Origin of the sequence: Flavitalea plasmicola (assembly GCF_030546645.1) — a bacterium.
Classification (GTDB): Bacteria; Bacteroidota; Bacteroidia; order Chitinophagales; family Chitinophagaceae; genus Puia.
The window spans coordinates 143076-168022 of record NZ_JAUOTO010000009.1 but is presented as its reverse complement, the minus strand read 5'-3'; the positions used below and the strand labels follow the sequence as shown (position 1 = coordinate 168022).

Sequence of the window (24947 nt, the reverse complement as noted above, 5' to 3'; positions counted from 1 at the left end):
TACTGTTTTTAAAATGGATCGTAAAAGATTAAAGCGTCACGTTCAGGCCCAGTGTAACACTCTTAAGGATCGGATAGTTATTTCCGTTACCATTATTAGTGGTCCCTGTCAGGATGATATCCGATTTACCAATACTCTCCGGATCGATATCCCTCGTCAGCTTGAATAAGGGAGAATAGGTCCAAAGGTTCTCGCCCGATACATAGAACCTCACGCCCGACAGCTTCAGCCGTTGTACCAATGCATTCGGCAAATTATATCCCACCTGCACGTTCTTCAGCCGGATATAGGCCACGTTCTGCAGATACCGGGTCTGAGGATTATAAAGCTCACCCTGGCTGTTCTGCGCGGTGTATCCACGATACCGGGGAAAATAGGTATTCGGATTTTCAGGGCTCCAGATCTTTCCCTCCTGGTATTTGAACAGGAAGTTGTAAGGCCGGTTAAACTGTCCCCAGAAAACATCCGCTTCAGAGCCGGGCCACCAGTTCTGCTTTCCTACACCCTGGAAAAAAGCGCCGACAAAAAATCCGGCATAGTCGGCATTCAGGTTGATCCCATAGGTGTACCGCGGTGTAGAGTTGCCGATGATCCGCAGATCTCCGTGATCCTTCACCGTATTGGCGCCGTTGTTGATCATATTATCCTTGCTCAGGTCCTTGAATTTGAGATCCCCGGGCAGCCACTTGCCCGTATTGGATGCCTTGAAAATAGGCTGGAACTTGGGTCCATTGGTCGCAGGGTCATCCGCCGCCGTCCAGAATCCATCATTCGTATAACCCCAGATCTCGCCCAGCTTCTGCCCTTCATAATAGTCCGTCAGCACCTTGTTGGCGTTATTATACCGCGTAATGGTGGACTGGTTGTCCGACATCCAGAAACCCACATTGTAATGCAGCGGCTTGCCGGCGACATTGAACTGATCCCTCCAGGAGATACTGGCCTCCCAGCCCGTCGTCCGCATATCGGCATAGTTACCCTTGGGCAACGTCGTACCGAATACTGCCGGCAGCGTCTTACCCACCGTGAACATGTTCGTGGTGATCCGCGCATAGATGTCGGCCGTAAACGTCAGCTTGTTATCCAAAGCAGACACATCCAGGCCAAGGTCCTTCGTCGTTGCCTTCTCCCAGGTCAGCCCCTCTGGCAGCACATTCGGCTGAGAGGTCGCTTGCGGCCTTACCCCATTGATCACCCTGCCGGATTGATAGATCTTGAATAATTCCTGGAAGTTGTAAGAGGCAATGCTGCCATTCCCCAGCGATCCATATGATCCCCTGATCTTGATATCCGATATTGCTTTCGGATCCACATTCCAAAATGCTTCCTTCGCTATACGCCATCCGGCAGATACAGAAGGGAAGAACCCAAACCGCTGGTCGGATGGGAACTTGGACGACCCGTCATACCGCCCGTTCACCTCCAGCAGGTAACGGTCCTTGTATCCATAGTTCAACCGGCCAAAGCCGCCCAGGATGGCCCACTTCTCATATCCTCCGGCCGTGGTGATGTTCTGCCCCAACGCCAGGCTCAGGTCAGTGGCATTGCTGTACACGATCCCATTGCGCTGCGCATTGAAATTATTAAATACCGATTGCTCGTAATTATACCCTATCATCGCCTTGAAATAGTGGTCGCCCCCGAAAGTATTCTCGTATTCACCATAGATATTCGTGGCCAGGTACTGCGTCTTGGCATTCCCCATCAGCATATCATTCGTGGTGGTTCCCACATAAGCGATCACGCCCGGAGTCACGCTGTAAGGCACCTGCACCCGGATCTGCTTTAGGCTGGAGTCCGTATTCTGGAACGTAAAGTCTCCCTTGATCCGCAACTTGTTGTCCATGAACTTCGCGACAAATCCCGTCGTGTTCCGGAGGACCTGGCTCTTGAAGTTGATGCCGTTCTTGCCGTAAAAGAGGTCTCCCACCGTATACGCCGCCGAAAAGGTCAGCGTCCCGTCAGGGTTCTGCAGCATGGAAGAAGGATGCGCCTCATCAGCCATATTCCGCCAGATGCCACCACCTTCACCCACATTCACGGGATTGTGATAATCCCGGGTAGTGTACTGGGTATAGTTATACACCTGCAACCAGGGCAATACTTCTATATTACCCTTTGCCGTCAGGTTATACATATGATAATCGTCCGAATTGTACCGGAAGATACCATCCTGTCCATAATACCTGCCCGTCACATAATAGCTGGCCTTGCCGCTGCTGCCGGAGATCGACAGGTTCTGATCGATGGCGGCATTATGCTTCTTGTACAGGAGGTCATACCAGTTGGTGTTGCCGTAGTATACATAGTTGCCGTCAGGACCAATGTCTGCCTTCGGCAGGCTGGGATCCCCATTTCGCCGCGCATACTCCGTAAGATACGCCTGCGAGAACTTTTGCGTCTTATTGACACCCGCAGGTATCTGCGAATAATCATTCCAACCCGTCCATGCAGAATCGAACATCAGCATGTACTTATACCCGTTGGACTCGATCTTCGGCACCGTGGTCGGGCTCTTGATGGAATAGTTGGAAGAATACGTAATGGTTGCCCTACCCTTGGAAGGGGTCTTCGTGGTGATCAATACCACACCAAAGGCGGCCCTTGCCCCATAAATGGCAGCCGAAGCGGCATCTTTCAGTACGGTGACACTCGCCACATCATTGGGGTTCAAAAGGCTGGGATCGCCCTGGATACCGTCTATCAACACCAGCGCACTTCCTCCCTGACCAATAGACGTAGCTCCTCTTATATTATAAACGGCGGACGAAACAGGCTTACCGTCCGTAGTGATCAGGTTGAGATTGGGGATCAGCCCCTGCAATCCCTGTGTCAGGTTGGGAATGGAACGCCTGTCCAATACATCTCCGCTCACCTGCGCAACGGCGCCGGTAAGGTTCACCCGCTTCTGCGTGCCATAACCCACGACCACCACCTCGCTCAATGCCCCCGTCTGGTTTTTCAGCTTGACAATGATCGAAGTGGAGGCATCGGCTTTTAATATATACCCCGTCAGCGTCTGCTGCTGAAAGCCCACTCCACTGAATGTAAAATTATACCGGCCGGTGATCGGCAATTTCGTAAAAGTAAAAATGCCCGCAGTATCGGTTTGCGCCCCGGAAGACAGACCCGTTACTGAATTGGTCGCCAGCACCGATATGCCAGGAAGAGGATCCCCCTGGTCATTACGGACAATGCCGGTGACACCGCCCGTACGGTCCTGCGCCCGGACAGATAAGCTCAGGCAGCCTAGTAATAGCCAGGCGAAAAGCATAGGTCGCTGGACTACAGCCAACAGATTTTTTCTCATCGTGTAGATTTTTTCAAGTTTGAGCAAAAGGTTTCCCCTTCGCCGTTTAGTGGCGTTTAAAATTTTATACCGTATGTGTCGGAGGATTAAGGCTTACCCTTCTTAATAATGTACTTGCCGTTAAGACTGGTCACGGATAAATGGTTCAGCAGCGCGATGTCGCGTATGATCTCGACCAGCGAATCTTTCTTTTCCAGTTTCCCTATGAAGTATAAGTTGCGGATCTCCCCACGGGAATAGTCGATCTCTACATTGTAAATGGCCGACAGCTGGTCGAATACGTCTGCCAACGACTGGTTATTGAACATGTACCAGTTGGAGATAGTATCTGCATTCACATGATGCGATTGGGCAACGGAAGCCTCGGCAGCATGCTTCTCGGGACTGCTGATGGCCACATCCCGCGTGCTCTTGCTGAAAACAAGCTCCTGGCCGGGCGACAGGTAATAATCATTCTGTCCCTTGACGTCTGGCCCGCCTTCCAATGTCACCAGTACCTTCCCCGTAAGTAGTTTTATTTTTATCTTGTCGCTGTAAGGATTGGCATTCACTTCAAATGAAGTCCCTAATACCCGCGTCTGCAACCCTTCACTATACACCGTAAAAGGCATATCCAGCTTCTTTGCCACGTCGAAGAACGCTTTCCCTGTGATCTGTACATCCCGCTGATCCTTGCTTCCGAACGATGTGCGGTAACGCATCCGGGCCCCGGGGAACAGTCGTACTTTAGAGCTATCCGGCAGCGTTAGCAACAGCGCCGCCTTCCCGTGATTATATTTCTCTATCCATGCAGCCTCCGGAGCATGGTTAGCCGCCAGTTGCTGTTGGCTTGCTGCCTTAGGACCCGGTTGTAGCATGTACCAGCCTTTAAAAATGAGGATCACTACAGCCGCGGCAGCCGCCCACTTCCAGAAATGCCTTACTCGTCCGGTACGTGGCATTACATCAACCTCCGCTTCCCCATCTTTGCTTTCCACCGTCTGTGCCGTGATAAATGCCAGCATCTCCTCCTTGTACCCCTCCGGCAATGGCGTCTCGCCGTCCGCCTGCTCATACTCATGCAGTAAATACTGCTCATCAGGATTATCCCTCAAATAAGCCGAGACCATCGCAGCTTCCGCCGCAGTGCATTTCCCACTCAAAAACTTTTCTACCAGGTCATCGGTTAATTTCTGCATGCATTCAGTCTATGAAAGATTCGATATTACTATGTACAGTTGAAAGAAGTGTTTACCCCTGCTGTGGATGAAATTTTTCTGTCCCCATCTGCCGGATATGACGGAAAGCCTTGCTGACATGGTCTTCCACGGTCTTGACGGAAATGCTCATCTCTTTGGCGATCTCCTTGTTGCTGCAGCCCTGGAAAGCTTTTAGCATAATGATCTTTTTCCTGACAGGGGGGAGTGTCTCGATGGCTGCGCTGACTTCGTTGGAAACTTCAAAGTGGTTGGCGTGGGAAGGCTGAATGGTGTCCTTTTCGAGGGATTGAATGTGTATGAGCCTCAGCCTGTTCTGGGTGGCTTCCTTTTTAATATGATTGATCAGTAAATTACGGGCGATGATGAACACCTGTTTTTCCAGGGAATGATCCTCCGATAAAGTATGCCTGAATTGCCAGAGGCGGATAAAGCATTGCTGCGTGAGGTCCTTTGCCGCATCGTGTTGGTAGACCCGCTTTAAAAAGAAACGGAAGATCTTGACATGCAGTATATTATATATTTCCAGGAAGGCAGCGTGATCGCCTTCTTTAATAGAGATCAGTTTTGGTAAGTCAGCAGCCTGAGAGAAATTTTTCATAACAGCATGCAAGTTGCAGAAAACAATCGCGTCAGCAACACCAAGTTAGGAAACTTAACCGAAAGATAAAATCTGTTTTATTTTGCCAGTTCCTCAAAAAGAAAATAAGGGTTTCCCTTGAACAGCTTCCAATCCTCCGATAACTGCCCCTTCACCTTATCGAACTTCTCACGCTCCTCTGCCGTCAATTGGATCGTCCGCTGCTCCTCCGGCAAAGAAGCTTCCTCCTTCATCGTCTGCTCAAGGTCCAGCACATATTCCAGCAGCTTGGCGCAGGTATTGAACTGCCCGCAAGCCACCACCTTCATCATCCGCTTCTCCTTCGCATCCGCATGGTCATACCACAAAGTTGTTCCCATGGTCCGTGCTTCCTCCGCCACGGCATTCAGCTCCAGGCAGCCCTCCAGCAACAGGCTCTGCACAGCCGCATCATCGGGAAATTTATTCCTGATGGATCTTTCCCTGCTGGCTTTATTGAAAACACTCAGCTCATAGATCACATTGAAAGCACGTCGGTTGACCCAGACCTCCTGTCCGTAGAAATTTCCGAAAAAGATATCGAAGATCAGCCGCCGCGTCTGCTTGAGATTGATGTCCATCACCATGCTCAGCGAAGAGTTCAACCGCGTCTTTACCATTTGCTCCAACACGCTGAATGGCGCCTGCTTCAGGTACTTGCCCAGCGAACCCAACGCCGTGTCCGACAATACGCCCGCCGCCGGCAGCTGCTCCTTCAACGATGCAAGGATCGCCTTGTCCGACGCTTCCAGGAAATTGACCAGCTTGCTTACCCGTGGACTGGTCCGCTTACCCACCACCGCTGCCACCCACAACAGCAATAGCATGATCGCAGGCGACAAAAAGAAGAACCCGATATTCCTCCACGGCCCTGCATCGTTCTGCACCAGCAAAGCCACCGATCCTGCCAGCATAATGAGCGCGAGCCAGAAAATGATCTTCGTCCACCTGTCCACCCGGGTCATGATCTTACTCATGCCCTTCACAACATCCTCCATATTTTTCTTGCGCCATGCCCCCTTCGCCACCGGCTTGGGCGGCAGGTAAGGATCCATAAAATAGCTTGCTACATCCGCTACCATGATAAGATCAAACCCATTGTCCGCATCAAATTTCCTCCGGCGCGTATCCGCAAGAATGGCGCTGTACAACCCCTGGTTATCGTCCACTCCGCCATCCATTAATCCGATGGATGCATCCAGTATTCTCGGTTCAAGATCATAGTCGGTAATTACCATGGCCCGCTTGAGCTGGTCGCTGCTGAGCCCCTCCCCCCCTTTCACGTCCCGGCCGGCGGCATAGCTGAAATCCTCGGGATATACGACAGGCTCAAACCCGCCGGGGAAACAGGACGAAGAGGCCATGATATCCCCCAGCTTCACCCGCTGCAAGGTCTCCAGGTGTGTCTGCGTTCGTTTATCCATATAGATGTAGTTATTCCCCGTCTTTCCCGCATCGTATGTCTTATCCCTGAACGCCCCGCCATTGGTCTGCCAGCGAAAAGAAATGCCCCGGCTGAACTCGGTGGCGTTGAAGCACACTTCTATCTCACGCCCCCCTTTCTCCCAATACACCCCAAACGTCTCGCCTTTGAACAGCTGCTTATCATACGTCTTCGCAAATGCATTGATCAGGTTCCTGTTCTTCTCCTCGCCCTCCCATGCCTTATCGTCGTCCAGCAGCTTCAACACCTCCTCCAGCAACGTCTCCCCTTCCATGAACGACAGCATATCCCTATACACTGTCTGGAAAGGCAGGCCCTTTTTCGTATACGCGGAATAGAGAATGCCCGGAAACGTCCCCCCCGATGCAGAAGAGATGAATTCCACGTTGTCCAGCAAACTGCGCCCATCGGCATATTTCACGCGGTTCAGATAGCTCATGGCCCCGGTGCTGAAGCTCGCGGCCCGGAACCCTCCGCCGGACAATGCCATCGCTATTTTATTGAAAGGTGTCTTCAGCGGAGTAAACGCCAATTGGAACTTGTCTGCTTTGTCCGCAGCAGGATCATGCGAGGGAGAAAAAGTTTTTATTAGAGGTTCTTCCATATAGATAGGTTTGCAATTGAAAGCATTATGGCCGCGCTAAATATATGAAAATTAGAGTATATTCGAACTTCCAACCTTAATTGAAGCCTATGAGTCATCCTTTCACGCATAAAAAACCTCCCTTCCGGAAACTGAGAGGCTATGCCTTCGACCCCAGTCTCTCGCTTAAAATAGATACGGTCGCCATCAACAACATCATTTATAAGGTTCCCTGGGAAAGACTGGATCCCGGCCCGGCCGGTGAATACGTCGAGGTCATAGACTATGACCCTACGGTAAAGAAGTTTTACAAGGCGGTAGACCTTTGCGATGACTACATCCTCGCCCAGGACGGACTGGACCCCAGCGAAAGCGATCCCCAGTTCCATCAGCAATTCGTCTATGCCGTGGCGATGACCACCATCCGTAATTTTGAAAAAGCCCTGGGCCGGAAGATCATCTGGGAACCTCGCCTCCTTGCACAGGAAGGCCGCTACGAGGAATACGTCCCTAAACTGCGGCTATACCCCCACGCTATGCGTGAGGCCAATGCCTATTACAGCCCCCTGAAGAAAGCCATTCTTTTCGGGTATTTCTCTTCCACCCCCGCCGACGAGACCCTGCATATGCCCGACTCGCTGGTATTCACCTGCCTTAGCCATGACATCATCGCCCACGAGACCACCCATGCCATCCTCGACGGGATCCATAATTATTATAATGAAGCCACCAATCCCGATGTGCTCGCATTCCATGAAGCCTTCGCGGACATAGTAGCCCTCTTCCAGCATTTCACTTTCCCGGAAGTGCTGAAACACCAGATCGCCAAGACCAGAGGAGACCTGGGCGCCCAAAACCTGCTCGGTCAGCTGGCCCAGGAGTTCGGAACAGCCATAGGTGATTACGGCAGCCTGCGCGACGCCATCGGAGAGATCGATGAGGCTACCAAAACCTGGAAACCGAAAGAACCGGACCCCAATGACTACCGCACGGTCATGGAGCCGCACGCCAGAGGCAGTATCCTGGTGGCCGCCGTATTCGAAGCGTTTCTCAATATCTACAAGAGCCGCGTAGCCGACCTGCTTCGCATCGCTTCCAATGGGTCCGGCATCCTCCCGCAGGGCGAGCTGCACCCGGACCTGGTCGACCGTCTCGCCGGCGAAGCCTCAAAGGCAGCCGGGCATGTTCTCAATATGTGTATCCGCGCCCTGGACTGCTGCCCTCCCGTCGACCTCACCTTCGGGGACTACCTGCGCGCTATCATTACCGCCGACGCCGACGCCATACGCGATGACCAGAGAGACTACAGGCTCGCATTCATAGACGCCTTCCGGCGAAGAGGCATATATCCGGAAGGCATAAAAACCCTCAGCGTGGAAAGCCTCCGCTATCCCGTTCTAAACATCGGCTACCTGATAGACGAGTCAGGTAAGGTAAAACACAACCTGTCTTCAGACAACGTCGACCTGGACGTCAGCGAAGACACGAAGCAGCTGCTGGGCGTCATCAATACCTTCCTGCGGGACTATGGCAATGACATCAAATATATCAACGACAGGGAGAAGATCTATGGCATCACCCGCACCTACATCGGCGGCGCTTATGGCATCCCCGATAAAAAGATCATAGGCCTGCATGGCCGCCTGAACGTTAAGTTTTCCAACTCCATCGACTTCGCCAGGATCACAGGCCTTGCTTTCGTGGACGGCTACCGTGTGCTGGGTATCCGCCCTTCCAATAAATATAATGGCCCGTCCTACCAGATCACCAAAATGCGATTGGTGTCAAGAGTCGGCCCCACGGGCGCTCAGCTGAACCAGGTGGTCATCTCCATGGTGCAAAGGGCCGGCGCAAAATTTAAGAATGGCAAATATGAACCCTACACGCCCTCTCGCTTCCCCTTTTCAAAGACAGATGACGATGGGAAAAAGATCCCGGAGGACGCTTTCGAATTCCGGGGAGGATGCACCCTCGTCTTCGACCTCGATACCCAGCTGCTGAAATACGCCATCAGCAAACCCATCGTCGATATGGACAGCCTGCAGAAAGGGAAGCCCCCCGCGATCAACCGGCGACGGCTCGACTCCCAGTATACATTCATCCACGCAGGCAGTGACGCCGGCCAGAATGAGTTCACAAAATACTTCGGCAGTGGCTGCCATAAGCTCGCCGAACCCTTCGCTTTCCTACACCAAATTTAATGCAGCTGCCATGGCAAAGACAACCAAAAAGACGGCCACACGCCTCAAGACCTCATCAACCCCTGCCAGATCCGCTTCCACTCCCGCCGCCCGCATCGACAACGTATCCGTCCGCATGTACTGCATGGGCACGGGCGACTGCTTCCTGGTAAAATTTCACAGCGGCAAACAAGCGGTCTTCACCATGATGATCGATTGCGGCAGCTGCAGGGGTTCGCAGTCGGATTTTACCCCTTACTTGCAGGACCTCGCCGGCAGCCTCACTAATAAGACCATCGACCTCCTGGTTGTCACCCATGAACACAACGACCACGTCAATGGGTTCGATAAATGTTATGACATCTTCAAAGGACTGACCATCAAAGAAGCCTGGTTCGCCTGGACCGAAGACCCCACTGATCCCACGGGTGCAGCCGCAGTGTTGAAGCAACAGCAGCAAAAAATGAGAACCGGCCTGCGCAATGCCATCGATGCCCTCGACAAGGACCGGCAGGCCTTCCTGGCGGACAAAAGACACAATGCTTTTAGGATCCCTTTGGAAGACAATCATGCCGCCTTTCTCATGGGCCTGAACACGCTGGCATCGATCAATCTTTCCGACATCCCCAACGATGACAAACCCTCGCTGCCCGGCATGCGAAAAATAAAACAACTGCTGGCAGAGAAAAAAACAAAGATCCGCTACCTCACCCCCGGCAGCTCCCTCGACCTTTCACAGCTCCCCGGCCTCACTTTTCATGTATTAGGGCCGCCAGCCAGCAGGGATTCCATCTTCAGGAGCGGGAAAGCTGGCACCGACGTATATAATAAAAACCTTGCGCTGAACAATAGCAGCCTGCCCGTCAACGCCTTCCTGGGCCTCTCGGGAGACATCGCCCGCAATGATCTTCCTTTCTCCAGCGTGTATATTGACGAGCCGCCATCCGGCAAGGTCCAGTCACCCCCCGCCGCTAAAGCCATGCTCCCGGCCAATGCCGCCAGCCAGGCCGAGACAGCCGCAGCTCCGGTAGGCAAAGGCAGCGACTCCGTCATCAACGCCTACTTCGATCCTTCGTACGACTGGAGACGCATCGACAACGACTGGCTCAACAGCGCAGGCGCCCTCGCCCTCCGCCTCAACAGCCACATCAACAACACCAGCCTCGTGCTGGCCATTGAATCTACAGGCACCAACAAGGTCATCCTCTTCCCCGGCGACGCGGAATTCGGCTCCTGGGAAAGCTGGCACTGCATTGAAGAATGGAAAACCAAAGGAAAAGACGGCAAACCCTGGGCGGAAGACCTTCTCAACCGAACCGTCTTCTATAAGGTAGGCCATCACCTTAGTTACAATGGCACCGCCCTCGAAAAAGGCATCCTCATGATGAAAGACCCCAACCTCGCCGCCATGGCCACCCTGGACCGCCACCGCATCGCCAAAGGCTGGACAAGCACCATGCCCAATAAACCTCTCCTGCAGGAGCTCCTGCGCAGGACCCAGGGCAAGCTGTTCATCATGGATGAATTCGAGGTCATGCCCCCTCCCTCCAGCCAGCTCGACCCCTCCACACTGGGCGAAGATGCATACATTGCATTTACCTCCAATGGCAAATTGCTTTATAAACAATATACCTTGTCTGTATGAAAAAAAACATGCTGCTGACGCTTCTCCTGGCGCCTGTCTATCTCCTCGCCCAGAAGAAGGATAACTATGCCCCCATAAAACCAGAGATCACAACCCTTTTCTCAAAAACACTGAATGAACCTCGCAAACTTTTCATTTACACCCCCGAAAAGGATACCGCAAACCCACAGCGGTCCTACCCCGTTCTATACCTCCTCGACGGCGACAGCCATTTCAGCCTGCTCGTTGAATATTGCCGGTATCTCAGCCGCTGGGACGTCAACGTCATACCGGAAATGATCGTCGTAGGGATCTCCAACACGCAGCGCACAAGAGATCTCACGCCAACGCATAGCATCATCGATTACTTTGGTCATCCGGATACAAGCGCAACGTCCTGGCTAAAGCCCAGCGGCGGCAACGACAAGTTCCTTCAATTCATCCGGGAAGAGTTGATGCCCTATGTGGAGTCGCATTATCAGACCCAGCCCTTTAAGATCCTGGCTGGCCATTCCTTTGGTGGGATCACTGCTATCAATTGCCTGCTGACCCACCCCGGTATGTTCAGTGCCTACATAGCCATAAGCCCTTCCTTCTGGTGGGACCGGGAATATCTGTTACAACTGGCCGATAAAACCTGGGGAAATGGAACCATTCTGAACAAAACACTATTCTATAGTGACGCCAGCGAAGGGGTCGCAGACAAATCGACCTTTCATACCAACCTGCAAAAGTTCGACTCCCTCATCACTCAAAAACACCTGGTAGGGCTATCGCATAAATATATTTACTATCCCGAAGACACGCACATGACGGAGCCCGTGAAAGCGTACTATGATGCCCTGCGTTTTACCTATAGCCAATGGAACCCTCCTTCGCAATGACTTACACATTTACTCACTCCTGAGGCTCTTCACCGGGTTCGCCAGCGAAGCCTGCACTGTCAACACACTGATTGTCCCCAACGCAATCACCAGCGCCGACACCCCCGCCAGCGGGAAGATCCACCAGCTAAGCACGATCCGGTAGGGAAAATCCTGCAGCCATTTACTGAGGAAATACCAGGCAATAGGCGTTGCAATAATAAAAGCCAGCGCCACCAGCCTGATAAACTCCCTCGACAATAGCCCCGTAATGCCAAACACGGACGCCCCCAGTACCTTGCGCACCCCTATCTCCTTGCGTCGCTTGCCGATCACCAGCGATACAATAGCAAAAAGCCCCAGGCAGGACAACAGGATGGCAATCACGGCTGCCGAACAGAACAGCGTCGACAACCGCTCCTCCTTCGCATACCAGCGATAGGTATTTTCTGTAAGATAGGATGCGTTAGTCGTATTGTCCGGTTCGATCGTCTTGTACGCATCCCGTACAATGGCCATCGCCTGCCGGGGATTATTCGTCCGCACTTTCACGAATATATACCCCAGGGAAGAATGTTGCTTCGCCATCTGCAGCGTCAGCGCACCCAGCTTCTCATGCAGGGAATGCAGATGGAAATCCGGGATCAACCCGACGATATTCCATTTTGGCGCCGAACTGTCCGAATAGAAAGATAATCCCACAACTTTTTTTACACCGAACTGGCGTGCCATGCTCTCCGTTACGATCACATTCCTGGAATTGGCAGCCGTGTCCGTGGGAAATTCCTTGCTGAAGCTGCGCCCGTCCAGCAGCTTTACTCCCAGCGTCTCCAGGAAATCATAGTCCACCGTCAGCATCTCCGTCATGATTGCCTTGCCGTCATAGTCAAAACCAATGCTCCAGTTGCTTTGACTCTTATCCTCCCCGATGCCGATATTCGCTGAGCTGCCCGACACCCACTCCACCTGCGGCTGCGCGGCAAGCTTCCGCCGCAGCTCGCTGATATACCGGAGCGAATTTTCCTCGTTCTTTACAGGTATGCTGATCACTGACTCCTGCTCGAATCCCAATGGCGCATTTCGCATATATTGGAACTGACGGTAAATAACAATGGTGCTGCAGATCAACAGGCTCGCCAGCACAAACTGAAAGGTGATCAGCCCATTGCGCAGCAGCGAACTTCGCCCCACGGAAACCTTGCCCTTCAATACTTCCACCGTCTTGAATCTGGCCACCAGCCAGGCAGGATAACCGCCCGCCATAAATGACACCAGGAACACGCCCGCCAGCACCGGGATGATCACCAATGGCTGAAACAATGCCTGCATCGTCAGCCTTTCTACAAACAGGCGGTTGAAGGGCTTCAACAGCAACAAGGCCGCCGCCAGTGCTATGATCAGGGCCAATGTAAATAACAAGAAACTTTCCGTCCACAGCTGGAAAAAGATCTGCCCCTTCCCTGCGCCGATCGTCTTCCGTACCCCCACCTCCTTCGCACGGGTAAAAGCCCGGGCCACATTGAGATTGATGAAATTGAAACAGGCAATGACCAATACCACCACGGCTATAAGGACCAGGATATACAAATAACTCCTGGACACGGTGGCGCCCCTTCCCAGTTCAGTATCGAAATGCAGCGAGGTGTAGGGCGCCAGCCTGATTGCAAACATATCTCCATTCGCATCCTTCCGGTATCCTTTCGCTTTCATGTATTTATCATCCGCCAGGTTGTTTTTCTTCACCAGGTCTCTCAGTCGCGCTTCCACCTGCTGTTGCGTTGCCGTAGGCGCCAGCTGCACATACACCGGGTGGTTCTGGTGGTTCCACTCATTTTTATCTTCAGCATAATCCCTGCTGAGCTCTATCCGCGCCAGGATGTTGAATTGAAGCGAAGAATTTTCAGGCGCATCCTGCAGCACGGCAGTCACCAGCAGATCCTTCCATACACCCCCTATCTTCACCTTCACCGTCTTACCCACCGCCTCCTCTTTTCCAAATACCGCGGCAGCGGCAGACTGACCAAGCACCACATTGCCTACATCCGACAACGGGTTAGACCCGGCCCCTGAGATCACCGGGAAGCTGAACATGCTGAAAAAATCCGGACTCACCAGTAGTATATCCTTGTTCACTTCCTTCTCCTTATAACGAATACCCCGGCCCCCCGAATGGACACTGGTCGTCTTGACGATCCCTGGCACTTCCGATTTGAAGGTCGGCGCCGCAGGATAACCGAATGCCTCCCCTTTTTCATCCCCATCAGCCGTGTGACTTAGATTATACGCCATAAAAAGCCGGTCCCCGTTCTTATGGAATTGATCGAAGGAAAATTCGAAATGCACCATTAAAAACAACAGGATACATACGGTAAAAGCCACCGCCAGCCCCGCTACATTGATAAAAGAATTCAGGCGGTTGGACTTTAGGTTCCGCCAGGCAGTGAGAAAATAATTGCGTATCATCAGGTTAATTTTATTCTTCCTGAATTTTACAAAAAAGCCTCCACATTTATAAAAACATAAAAATCAATATATTAAACAAAAAACCATCTACGAGCCTGTTCGTTTTCGATACACCTCCTGTCCGGTTGCCTGAACAAATGCAAAACACTATCTTAGTGTAAAGTATACACACCATGATCCCCTTGCTGATGCTCCTACCCTTCTTCCTGATAGCCGCCCCCACACAAATAAGATACGATCAATACCCTGTCTACAAAGGCAAGGATCTGGGCCTCCATTACACTGCCCCCTTTTCTACATTTCGCATATGGAGCCCCACAGCAGCCGCCGCCAGGATCAACCTTTATCACCATGCCAATGACATCTCCCCATACCAAACCATCCCCCTCCAAAAAAGCGCCGGCGGCACCTGGCATGTCCGCCTGAATGGTGACAACAAAGGGATCTGGTACAACTTCCAGGTCAGCATCGACGGCCACTGGAGCCATGCCGTACCCGACCCCTATGCAAAAGCCGTAGGCGCCAATGGACAAAAAGCCCTGATCTTCGACCTTAAAGCCACCGATCCCCCCGGATGGGCGCAAGACAAAAGCCCTTCCTTCTCAAAAAACCACCGCCTCACCGACGCCATTATATATGAGCTGCATATCCGTGATGCCAGCATCCACCCCTCCTCCGGGATCCGGAACAAGGGCAAATTCCTTGGCCTCGCCGAAGAAGATACAAAAAGCCCCGAAGACCTTCCTACAGGCCTTGCCCATCTTAAAGACCTGGGCGTCACCCATATCCACCTGCTGCCTTTCTTTGACTACAACTCCGTAGACGAAGGCCGCCCCGACCTCCCCCAATACAACTGGGGATACGACCCGCTGAACTACAATGCCCCCGAAGGCTCTTACAGCACCGATCCATCCAATGGCATCGCAAGAATTAAAGAATTGAAACAAATGATCGCCGCCTTCCACCGCAACGGCCTGCGCGTGATCATGGACGTGGTATACAACCATACGGGCGTAACGGAAGCCTCGAACTTCAACCAATTGGCCCCTGGCTATTATTACCGCCAGCAACAGAACGGCGCCTTTTCCAACGCCACCGGCTGCGGCAACGAGACGGCCAGCGAGCGACCCATGATGCGAAAGTTCATGCTGGAAAGCGTAATGTACTGGTGCAGGGAGTACCACCTCGATGGTTTCCGTTTCGACCTGATGGGAGTGCATGACATAACGACGATGAATGACATCGCCGACGCGCTCCGGACGATCAAACCTGATATCCTCCTCTACGGTGAAGGATGGACCGCAGGTGAATGTCCCTTGCCCGACTCGCTCCGTGCCCTGAAAAAAAATGTCCGGAAGCTCCACAACATAGCCGTCTTCGGCGATGACTTCCGCGACGGCATCAAAGGCAGCGTATTCGACATCCATGATAAAGGATTCGCCAGCGGCAAAGCAGAGGCCACCGAGTCCGTCAGATTCGGCATTGCCGCCGCATGCCCCCACCCGCAGATAGCCTATGACAAGGTCAACTATTCCAAAGCTCCATTCGCATGGTCTCCCGATGAGGTCATCACTTACTGCGAATGCCATGACAATAATACCCTCTGGGACAAGTTGGCCCTCTCCTGCCCGGATGCCTCGGAAGAGACGCGCAAACAGATGCACAAGCTCGCCCTGGCCATCTTACTTACTTCGCAGGGCATCCCCTTCCTCCACGCAGGCACTGAATTCGGCCGGACAAAACATGGAGTGGAAAACTCGTACAACACCGGCGATAGCATCAACGCGCTCGACTGGCATAGAATGTCCCAATACCAGGACATTACCACCTACGTAAAAGACCTCATCCGCCTCCGCAAACAGCACCCCGCATTCCGCATGTACACTGGTAGCCAGATCGCGCAAAATATCCGGTTTGATTCACAAGCTCCTGCCGGCGCCATCGCATATACACTCGACGGAGCAGCCATGCAGGACAGCTGGAAAAAGATCTGGGTCGCCTTCAACGGCAGCGACATGGAAAAAAACCTGTCCCTTCCTCCCGGTACCTGGAACACAGCCCTGTCCATGGATGGCAGCAAGGGCTCCCACACCAAAAACACCATTCTCCCGCCTCACGCTGCCGTGATCCTTTATTTGAAATAATAATCCCCTCCCAACCTAACCATCCGCTATTCCGACCTTAAGCTCTTCACCGGATCCATCATGGCCGCCCTGACTGCCTGATACCCTACTGTCAGCAGCGTGATCAGCACCGCCCCTACAGCCGAAAGCACAAATATCCACCAGCTCAATCCCGCCCGGTAAGCATACTGCTGCAGCCATCTTTGCATGACATACCACGCCAGCGGCATAGCAACCACACTTGCCACCAGCACCAACACCAGGAACTCCCTCGTCAGCATCTTCCAGATACCGAAGACCGGCGCTCCCAACACCTTCCGTATGCCGATCTCCTTCGTCCGCTGCTCCGCAACGAAGGACGCCAGCCCGAACAAACCCAGGCAGGAAATGAAAATGGCCAGCACCGCAAACACGGTAACGATCCGGCCTATCCGCACCTCATCGGAGAACTTGCGGGCATATTCCTCATCTATGAACTTATATTCAAAAGCCCCTCCCGGCGCCAGCCGTTTGAATACCCCTTCCGTCGCTGCCAGCGCTTTATGCACAGGCACTCCCGGCGCCAGCCGGACTGTCATTGAATTCAGTGACATCGCGTCATAATTCAGCCAAAAGACGGTAGGCTTCACTGGCATATAAGGCGAGGCCATCACCATGTCCTCCGCAACGCCGATCACAGTATGCTTCCGCCCCTCCAAACGCATGACCTCTCCCACCGGCTTCGCCAACCCCATCAAACGCACAGCCGCCTGGTTAAGCACAATGCCCCCGGTGTCGGATGTAAAGCTCCTGGAAAAATCCCTGCCCTCTTTTATACGCCAGCCCATCGTCTTGCCATAGTCATAGGTTACGATCACCACTCCTATCTCGGGATTAGCTCCCGGCGCCTTCCCCTTCCAGTCGATATCATTCGCTGTCCACGGCGCCTCCGTAGCAGGACTGGAGGACTTGGTCATATCCGCCACCATCCCGGTTCGCCTCAGTTCATCCCGCAAAGTATTATACGGTACCCCATAGATATCCCCGCTGTTCATGGTGACAGTGATCAGCCCCTCCCGCATATACCCCACAGACCGCTCCTGCGCATAGTCGATCTGGCGGCGCACCACCATCGTACTGATGATCAGGGTGACGGATACGACAAATTGCACCACGACCAATAGCTTTCGCGCCAGCGAAACACCCCGGCCGGCCCTGATATCTCCTTTCAATACTTTCACAGGGCGAAAACCGGACAAATAAAACGCAGGATAGCTCCCGGCCACCAACCCCGTAACAACACCGGACAACACCATAACACCCCACGCCGCCAGACTCCCCCAGGGCATCGCCAATTCCTTCCCGGCCAGTTTGCCGAAACCAGGCAAACATAACCCCGCCGCCACCACAGCCAGAACAAAGGCAAAGAACACCACCAGCATCGACTCCCCGATGAACAGCCGGATCAATTGCCCCCGCAACGACCCGATCGCCTTACGTATACCTACCTCCCTGGCCCGCCGCTCGCTACGCGCTGTGGATAAATTCATAAAATTGATACAAGCCAGCAACAGCACGCAGCCCCCAATGAGCCCGACAAGCCGCACGATACCCACACGACCGCCCACCGCCATGCCATTCTCGAACTTGCCGTACAAATGCCATTTTTCCATGGGATGCAAAAAGATCACCTCACGGCTGTCCTTCGTATGCACCTTCATCATATCCCTGATCCTGGCATTCACCTTCCCGATCTCCGCCCGATCGCTCAGCTGCACATAGATCTTCCAGTAACGTACCCCCCAATCCCCCTGCACGCCTTTGAACCAATCCATCACCGTCAGCGCCTTATCCCAGGACAACAATAGCTGCGCATCATGAAAGGTCGAGTTCTCGGGAAGGTCCTCATACACACCCCCTACCTTCACCGTTGCCATATTGTCCAGCTTAATGATCTTATTCATGGGATCGGCGCTCCCAAACAATCGGTTGGCCAGCGATCTCGTCAACAGCACATTGGATGGATCGCGCAGGGCATCCCTGCGGCCTTTCAGCATGTGAAGGGTCAGCATCTCCGGTAGATCCGCCTGCACCCAACTGCCAGGCGCCGGCAGCTTCCTTTCCCCCACAGTCACCGTATGTGTAAAAAGAGGGTAAAAAAGGGCCACCCCTCTGAGATCATCCGGAAAAGTCTTCCGCAGCTCCTCTGCCAATGGAATAGCATTGGCATCACTGGTTGTAGGCACCCCGTCCACCGTCTGCACATCCATCACCTGTGCCAGCCTGTTATAGTTGCCGTGAACCCTGTCCCATGACAACTCGTCCCATATCCATAGACCGATGAGAACAGCGACAGTCACGCCGGCCGTCAGGCCGGATAGGTTAATAAGCGCATACAGTTTATGCTTCCGCAAGTTGCGCCAGGCGGTGGTAAGATGGTGCTTCAACATACCCCTTTTGTCGCCAGTCGCCCGAAAATGTTACCTCTCTTGTATGAATTGTCAAAAACGGTGCATGAATTGTAAAATTCCCCGTATGAACCGGTCCCCTTTCCGCCAGGAGTTTCCTACATTAGCCTCCTGAACATGAGATACTTAAGGCTCCCATATCCCACAGCCATCCCCATACACGGCATCCTCCTCGCTTGCCTGTTCTTGTTATGCGCGCCGGCCCTCCACGCCCAGCAGCAATACCTTTTTTCTCATCTGGGTGTCCGGGACGGTCTGGCCTCCAATGTTACCACGGCCATACAGCAGGACCCGAAAGGGTATATATGGATCGGCACGATGGGAGGAGTTGAACGCTATGACGGCCAGCGCTTTCTCCTCTATCGCCACAAGCAGAATGATCCCCGCTCCATCCCCAACGATAATGTCCTGGACCTCCGCCTGGATAAACAAAACAGGCTCTGGGTGCTCAGTCAGTATAACAAGATAGGCTACATCGACCTGGATGACCTCCACTATCATCCGGTGGAGGTGGACATGCCCGCGGCCGATCTCACCAGGCTGGAAGGCTATCTTCGCACGGACTTCGAAGGCCATGTAATGCTTTTTTTCAGAGGCGCCCTCCCCGTGGCCTATGACGGGCAGACCCATACGTTCACCAGGGCCGCCATCCCTTTTGAAATGCCCAGAGGCTGGACGACTTTTTGCCTCCTCCAGGATTCGGTCACCCATACCTACTATGTCGGCAGCGATTCGGGCCTGGTAAGATATGACCCCGCCCAACACCTGTTGTCCTACAGGGGGCATAACGCCAGCCATGACCCCCTCATCGACCGCTATGGCCACCTGCTCTCCACCGGTCCCTCTCTTCGCGATAAGAGCGGCCGTTTCTGGCTGGTCTCCTGGCCATCGGATGGCGCTTTCTCCTGCTACTCCTTTCAGCCGGCGACAGGTAAGGAAGAGACCTGGCATACGGCCCTTTTCAAAGCCGTCCGCGGAGAGTACTATGAGATCCATATCGCCCACGAACAAAAGGACGGCACCATCTGGATGGCTGGCATCAACGCCCTGGTCAGCCTGCGGAAGAACAGCCATGTCTTCGAGAACATGAGGACCAGCGTGGCCAATGAGTTCGGCATCTATTTCGACATTGTACACCAGCTGTTCGAAGACAGGGAAGGCGAGGTCTGGCTGGCCACCGACAAAGGGGTCTATCGTTTTAACCCGTCGGAACAGCGATTCCATACCATTGCAAATCGGCGCCCGGAAAAAGACTCAGCTTATACCCCGGAAGTAACGGATATCCTGCAAACAAAAGAGGGCGACATCCTCGTCAGCACCTGGGGCAGCGGCCTCTTTACTTATGACAGCGCATTTCACCCGGTAGACCGCTGGTATGTCCGGCAAGGTCATCGCCTGGGCGAAGGAGGCACCTGGTGCATTCATCAACGGCCCAACGGAGACATCTGGAGAGGCGAACAAAGCGGTATCCTGATCGTCTCCCATGCTGCCACTCAAACCACCGAACGCATCGTCCCGCCTGCCTGTGAAAATTCCACCATCCGCCAGATCACAGAGGACAGCAACGGAGACCTCTGGCTGGGGACCCAAAGAGGTAAGCTCGTCAAATGGCAGGCCGCTACCAATACCTTCTCCATCATACAAAACCTGCGCAGCCGCGTCTATCGTCTGTACATAGACTGGAAAGGAGACCTCTGGGCATGCACCTTCCAGAACGGCATCTTCCACATCAGGACCGCCGACGGCACGATCCTGCATCATTATACCTCCGAAGGTCAGGATGGCAGGCGGTTGCCGGGCATCGGCGCCTCCGATATCATCCAATTTTCGGACAGCATGTATGCCATGGCCAGCAATACCCTCTACCTGCTGAATATCCACACAGACAGCATACGCCCGGTGGAGCATGGGGATGGCATTCCCTTCGAAGGCGTCGACAACGTCGTCCGGGACCGGCGGGGCTATATGTGGATCACCACCCGGGACGGCGTTTGCAGGCTCAACCAGCGCAACCAGATCAGGAATGTCTTTCAGGAAGAGGATGGCATCAGCACAAATGCTTTTAATATAGCGGCCACCTGCACGCTGGCAGACGGCCGCATCGCCCTGGGCACCACCCATGATATCGTCGTCTTTCAGCCGGCGGAAGTCGGTGCCACCCTACGCAATCCGCCTGATGTGGAGATCACCAATATCTCCGTGTCGAACAAATGGCTGCCCATGGATTCCATCTCCCGTCTCCCCGAGCTGGAAATACCTTATGGCGACAACGCAGTGAGGATCGCCTTCTCCACACTCACTTTTTTTAGCTCTTTTGGAGTCCTCTATAAAATGGAGAACCTGGATAAGGACTGGATCACTATGCAATCCAATGAAGCCGTCTATAACTGGCTTCCCCCAGGACATTATACTTTCCGCATATACGCCCGCAATGCGGAGGATGCCACCAGTCCCCATATCCGCGAGCTGCGTATCCACGTCAAAAGCCCCTTCTGGCGCACATGGTGGTTCCTGGCCTTTGTATTGCTGCTGGGCGCCGCCCTCTTATACTGGCTGGACAGACAGCGGATGCAGCGAAGAGCAGTGATGGAAAAAATGCGGAGCAATATTTCTGACAACCTGCACCAGGAGATCAATAAAGCCCTGCAAAATATCAACGTGCTGAGCGAGATCGCCCGTATCAAGGCGGAGAAAGATCCGCAACAGTCAATCAATTACATCAACGAGATCCACCACCAAAGCCACAACATGATCATCTCCCTGGACGATATGCTGTGGAGCATCGATCCATCCAATGATACGATGGACCGTGCCGTAGACAGGATGAAAGAGTTTGCAGGCGCCCTTTCCCAACGCCATGGGACCCGCATTGCATTGGATGCCGATGATGCGCTTCGCTCCCTCAAACCTGATATGACCATCAGGCATGAAGTCGTCCTCATATACAAGCTTGCCCTCAGACTGCTGGCCGAAGAAATGAAGGTCCCTGGCATACTGGTCCAGCTGGACTACCAGCGCCCCCACCTGCACCTGACATTATTTTCCGCGGGCGCGCACATGGACGAAAGGAACAGCCGGTCCATCCGGCTGCTGGAAGAGATGAGATCCAGGGCCCACGCGGTCCGCGGCACCCTGGAAATGCATTATGATGAGAAAGGGACGGCCATCCTCTTTATTTGCCCATCCACTTTTTAAAATCTGTCACTTTTTCCCGGCTCACCAGCGCCTCCTTGTCCACGGCTGGCTTTAAGGTCAGGATCAGCCTGTTCCCGAAATATTCCTCTATCTTATCGATACAGTTCACCGAGACATAAAAGCTTCGGCTGATCCGGAAATACTGCTTCGGGTCCACCATGTCCTCCAGCTCGTCCATCGTATAATCCACGACGAATTTCCGGTTGTCCACTGTCTTGAAAAAGTTCAAACGGCCATCGCTGAAGAAATAAGCGATCTCTCCGATCTCAATGCTCACCAGCTTCTGACCATGCTTCACAAGAAAACGCTGACGGTATTCCTTCGGCTCCAGGCGGCTCCGCAATTCCTTCAGCAGACTGTCCAACCGCGCCTCCTCGGCCTCTCCTTCTTTTGCGCTATAGCGCTTCTTCATCTCCTTATATTTTTCCAGGGCAGCCTGCAGCTCCTCTTTTTGCACGGGCTTCAGTAAATAATCGATACTATTGACCTTGAAGGCCTTTAACGCATATTCGTCATAAGAGGTGGTAAAGATCACGGGACTCTTGATCTCCGCCAGCTTGAAGATCTCGAAACTCTGACCGTCCGCCAGCTCTATATCCATTAAGATCAGGTCCGGGGCCGGATGCTGCTGCAGCCATTCCACCGTCCCCTTTATGCTGTCGGTAACTCCCACCACCCTGGCATTGTTATCCACGGATAGCAGCGTCTTTTGTATCTTTTTTACGGCCAGGTCCTCATCTTCGACGATCAGTATGTTCATAGTAGTTCGTTTTTAATTGTTGTTCCAGATCAATGGTAATACCACCATAAAATTTTTTTCCCCCTCCACGACCTGGAAGCCGTCCTGCTTCATCAGCCTGTATTTAGCACGGATATTGCTCAGCCCAATCTGTGTGGAAGGTTTATTCATGGTCTTTCTCTGCAGGTTATTATTCACCACCAGCTTGTTGCCCGCCGTAGTGAAGATCTCCATCACCAACGGCTGCTGCCGGGAGACGATATTATGTTTGACGGCATTTTCCACCAGCAGCTGCAGGCTCAAAGTAGGCAGCTGATAAGGATAATAACGCCTGTCTATCTCGATGCTCAGCTGCAAACCCTCTCCATACCGGGTCCGCAGCAACTCATAATAAGATTGTATGAACTTTACCTCCTTCTCCACCGTACTGATCCCCTCTTCATTATTCCGCAGCAGATAACGGTACACTTTACTCAGCTCGTCCAGGAAATGTTCCGCCTCCTTTTTGTCTTCTTCGATAAGGGAGGACAACGTATTGAAACAATTAAATAGAAAATGTGGGTTCACCTGCCCTTTCAGATTCTCGAACTCATGCTCCATGCTCATCTTCTCCAGCAGCTCCCGCTCCGAAAGGCTCTCCCGGTACTTCTCCAGCAGGTAAAGCACCTCCCACAAAGTGTCGAACAACAGGTTGATGGCCAGCCCTATCAGGTAGCCCCATTTCAGGTCGGCCGTCCGGAGCTGATAACCCAATATATGGAAATAGTCGTAGAGATAAAATATCAGCAGTACCGAAGGCGTCATTACCAACGGGTTCGTAAAAGTTTTGAAGAAGATCCTTTTGCCCGTCTCCTTCAGCGAAGGAAATTTCCGCCGGATGGCATGGTCATATTGGATGTGCAAATACCAGCTCACGATCCCGATGCCATATATGATGGGCCACGAAATAAACCACACCCGCCAGTCCGTAAGAAACCGGCCCGGATACAGGATAGCATTCCACATCAGCGTAATGACAGGCATCGACAGCCAGAAGCTCCTTGTCTGTATTCTTAATGGTCTTGAGAACCTCATAGCAGCAGTTCGTTTAGTTCGATCAGTGGAATAATAACGCTGCGACGGGACGGAGACTCATGGATCTCCACTTCCGGCCGCCCCAGCAGCTTGTACTTGCTCACCAGGTCATCCAATGCCTCCTCCTGGTCAAACCCATCTCCGGTAACAGGCTTCGGCTGCAGCGTATTGGCGACCAGCAGACTCGGCAGGGATGGCAACGCACCTCCCACGGCACGCTCTGTCCGGATATCTATCTGCAGCGGTTGCGTCTTGCTGAATACGTTCCGGTAAATAATATTCTCCAATACGATCAGCAGGCTCATGGGCGCTATCTTCTTCGTCCATTCCTGCGGATCCACGTCGATGGCCACCCGTAGCGCCGCTCCAAAACGGGTCTTTACCAGGTACAAATAGGAATCGATGAACTTCAACTCCTCGCTAAGGCTCACCAATTGCTCATCCTCTCCTTTCAACAGGTAACGGTATACTTTCGTCAGCTCGTCCAGGAACCTTTCCGCATCCTGCTCGTCCTCCTGTATCAGGCTGGAGAGCGTGTTAAAGCAGTTGAAGAGGAAATGTGGATGCAGCTGGCGTTTCAGGCTCATCAGCCGGCTCTTTTGGTACGCGCTCTGCAGCCGGTTGGTCTCCGTCATGGCATTCTTCCATTTCTCCCAACCCAGGGCCGCTTCGTTGATGAAGGTAAGTATGGCGCTCGCCAGACAGCCATAAGCCGTCACCCACCACTCCATCTCCCGCCGCACCGTACAAGCGCCCAGCGATAATTTCTCGTACAGCAGGTACACCCCCTGCACTGTCAGCATATTCATCACACAAAACAAGGGCAGCAATATGCCAATACGCCTGAACAGTTCATGATCTCCCGGGAACCGCCGCTTCACCAGCATGGCCGCCATGCCGAATACCGAGTAGATAACAGCAAAATACAGGATGGAAGTTCCAAGGCGAACGAAAAAAGCACTGGCCGAGCCAAAGACACAGTTGCCAAACAACAGCATATTGATCAGCACGGTATAGGGTCCCATGAAGAACAGGAATATCTTCGGTTCTATCTTACTATACCTTTTCAGTGCCATACCGTTCAAAT

Annotated in this window: 14 protein-coding genes; 5 read left to right on the top strand and 9 right to left on the bottom strand. The window is 53.0% G+C overall.

Translation table 11 applies throughout. From position 1 onward, the window contains the following. Nucleotides 1-28: 28 nt before the first annotated feature. The 4 genes from Q4E93_RS30225 to Q4E93_RS30210 all read right to left on the bottom strand — a co-directional run bounded on the left by Q4E93_RS30225 (nucleotide 29) and on the right by Q4E93_RS30210 (nucleotide 7173). On the bottom strand, nucleotides 29-3310 hold the full coding sequence (locus tag Q4E93_RS30225; RefSeq protein ID WP_303591673.1) for a SusC/RagA family TonB-linked outer membrane protein: 3282 nt from the start codon (nucleotides 3308-3310) through the stop codon (nucleotides 29-31). 86 nt (nucleotides 3311-3396) lie between these two features. Further along, nucleotides 3397-4488, bottom strand: a complete 1092-nt coding sequence (locus Q4E93_RS30220; protein WP_303591672.1) for a FecR family protein — start codon at nucleotides 4486-4488, stop codon at nucleotides 3397-3399. A 52-nt stretch (nucleotides 4489-4540) separates the two neighbouring features. Next, nucleotides 4541-5107, bottom strand: coding sequence for an RNA polymerase sigma factor (locus tag Q4E93_RS30215; protein WP_303591671.1), 567 nt, complete (start codon nucleotides 5105-5107; stop codon nucleotides 4541-4543). A gap of 77 nt (nucleotides 5108-5184) precedes the next feature. Further along, a complete protein-coding gene (locus Q4E93_RS30210; RefSeq protein WP_303591670.1) occupies nucleotides 5185-7173 on the bottom strand; it encodes a patatin-like phospholipase family protein in 1989 nt (662 codons plus the stop codon). Nucleotides 7174-7262: 89 nt separating this feature from the next. On the opposite strand from Q4E93_RS30210, the gene Q4E93_RS30205 reads away from it, so the two are divergent. The 3 genes from Q4E93_RS30205 to Q4E93_RS30195 are packed head-to-tail and all read left to right on the top strand — an operon-like array spanning nucleotide 7263 to nucleotide 11840. Beyond that, complete coding sequence (locus tag Q4E93_RS30205; protein ID WP_303591669.1) at nucleotides 7263-9353, top strand: gluzincin family metallopeptidase; 2091 nt, start codon at nucleotides 7263-7265, stop codon at nucleotides 9351-9353. Nucleotides 9354-9363: 10 nt separating this feature from the next. After that, on the top strand, nucleotides 9364-10977 hold the full coding sequence (locus Q4E93_RS30200) for a ComEC/Rec2 family competence protein (protein ID WP_303591668.1): 1614 nt from the start codon (nucleotides 9364-9366) through the stop codon (nucleotides 10975-10977). Continuing rightward, entirely contained in the window at nucleotides 10974-11840 is an 867-nt protein-coding gene (locus tag Q4E93_RS30195) for an alpha/beta hydrolase (RefSeq protein WP_303591667.1), read from the top strand. The genes Q4E93_RS30200 and Q4E93_RS30195 overlap by 4 nt, the downstream gene beginning before the upstream one ends. 9 nt (nucleotides 11841-11849) lie before the next feature. Here Q4E93_RS30195 and Q4E93_RS30190 read toward each other — a convergent pair whose 3' ends face one another. Continuing rightward, the gene (locus Q4E93_RS30190; protein ID WP_303591666.1) at nucleotides 11850-14282 is read right to left on the bottom strand and encodes an ABC transporter permease; all 2433 of its coding nucleotides are present in this window, start codon (nucleotides 14280-14282) and stop codon (nucleotides 11850-11852) included. A 173-nt stretch (nucleotides 14283-14455) separates the two neighbouring features. Here Q4E93_RS30190 and pulA point away from each other — a divergent pair, with 173 nt between their 5' ends. Continuing rightward, nucleotides 14456-16426, top strand: coding sequence for a type I pullulanase (gene pulA, locus Q4E93_RS30185; RefSeq protein WP_303591665.1), 1971 nt, complete (start codon nucleotides 14456-14458; stop codon nucleotides 16424-16426). Between the two features lie 26 nt (nucleotides 16427-16452). Here pulA and Q4E93_RS30180 read toward each other — a convergent pair whose 3' ends face one another. Then, nucleotides 16453-18834 carry an ABC transporter permease gene (locus Q4E93_RS30180; RefSeq protein WP_303591664.1) on the bottom strand — a complete coding sequence of 794 codons (2382 nt, stop codon included), beginning with the start codon at nucleotides 18832-18834 and terminating at the stop codon, nucleotides 16453-16455. A gap of 135 nt (nucleotides 18835-18969) precedes the next feature. Here Q4E93_RS30180 and Q4E93_RS30175 point away from each other — a divergent pair, with 135 nt between their 5' ends. Then, nucleotides 18970-22047, top strand: coding sequence for a ligand-binding sensor domain-containing protein (locus Q4E93_RS30175; RefSeq protein ID WP_303591663.1), 3078 nt, complete (start codon nucleotides 18970-18972; stop codon nucleotides 22045-22047). Here Q4E93_RS30175 and Q4E93_RS30170 read toward each other — a convergent pair. The 3 genes from Q4E93_RS30170 to Q4E93_RS30160 are packed head-to-tail and all read right to left on the bottom strand — an operon-like array spanning nucleotide 22025 to nucleotide 24936. Further along, nucleotides 22025-22807, bottom strand: coding sequence for a LytR/AlgR family response regulator transcription factor (locus Q4E93_RS30170; protein WP_303591662.1), 783 nt, complete (start codon nucleotides 22805-22807; stop codon nucleotides 22025-22027). The genes Q4E93_RS30175 and Q4E93_RS30170 overlap by 23 nt on opposite strands. 12 nt (nucleotides 22808-22819) lie before the next feature. Further along, nucleotides 22820-23860, bottom strand: coding sequence for a sensor histidine kinase (locus Q4E93_RS30165; RefSeq protein WP_303591661.1), 1041 nt, complete (start codon nucleotides 23858-23860; stop codon nucleotides 22820-22822). After that, on the bottom strand, nucleotides 23857-24936 hold the full coding sequence (locus tag Q4E93_RS30160; RefSeq protein ID WP_303591660.1) for a sensor histidine kinase: 1080 nt from the start codon (nucleotides 24934-24936) through the stop codon (nucleotides 23857-23859). The genes Q4E93_RS30165 and Q4E93_RS30160 overlap by 4 nt, the downstream gene beginning before the upstream one ends. Nucleotides 24937-24947: the final 11 nt, after the last annotated feature.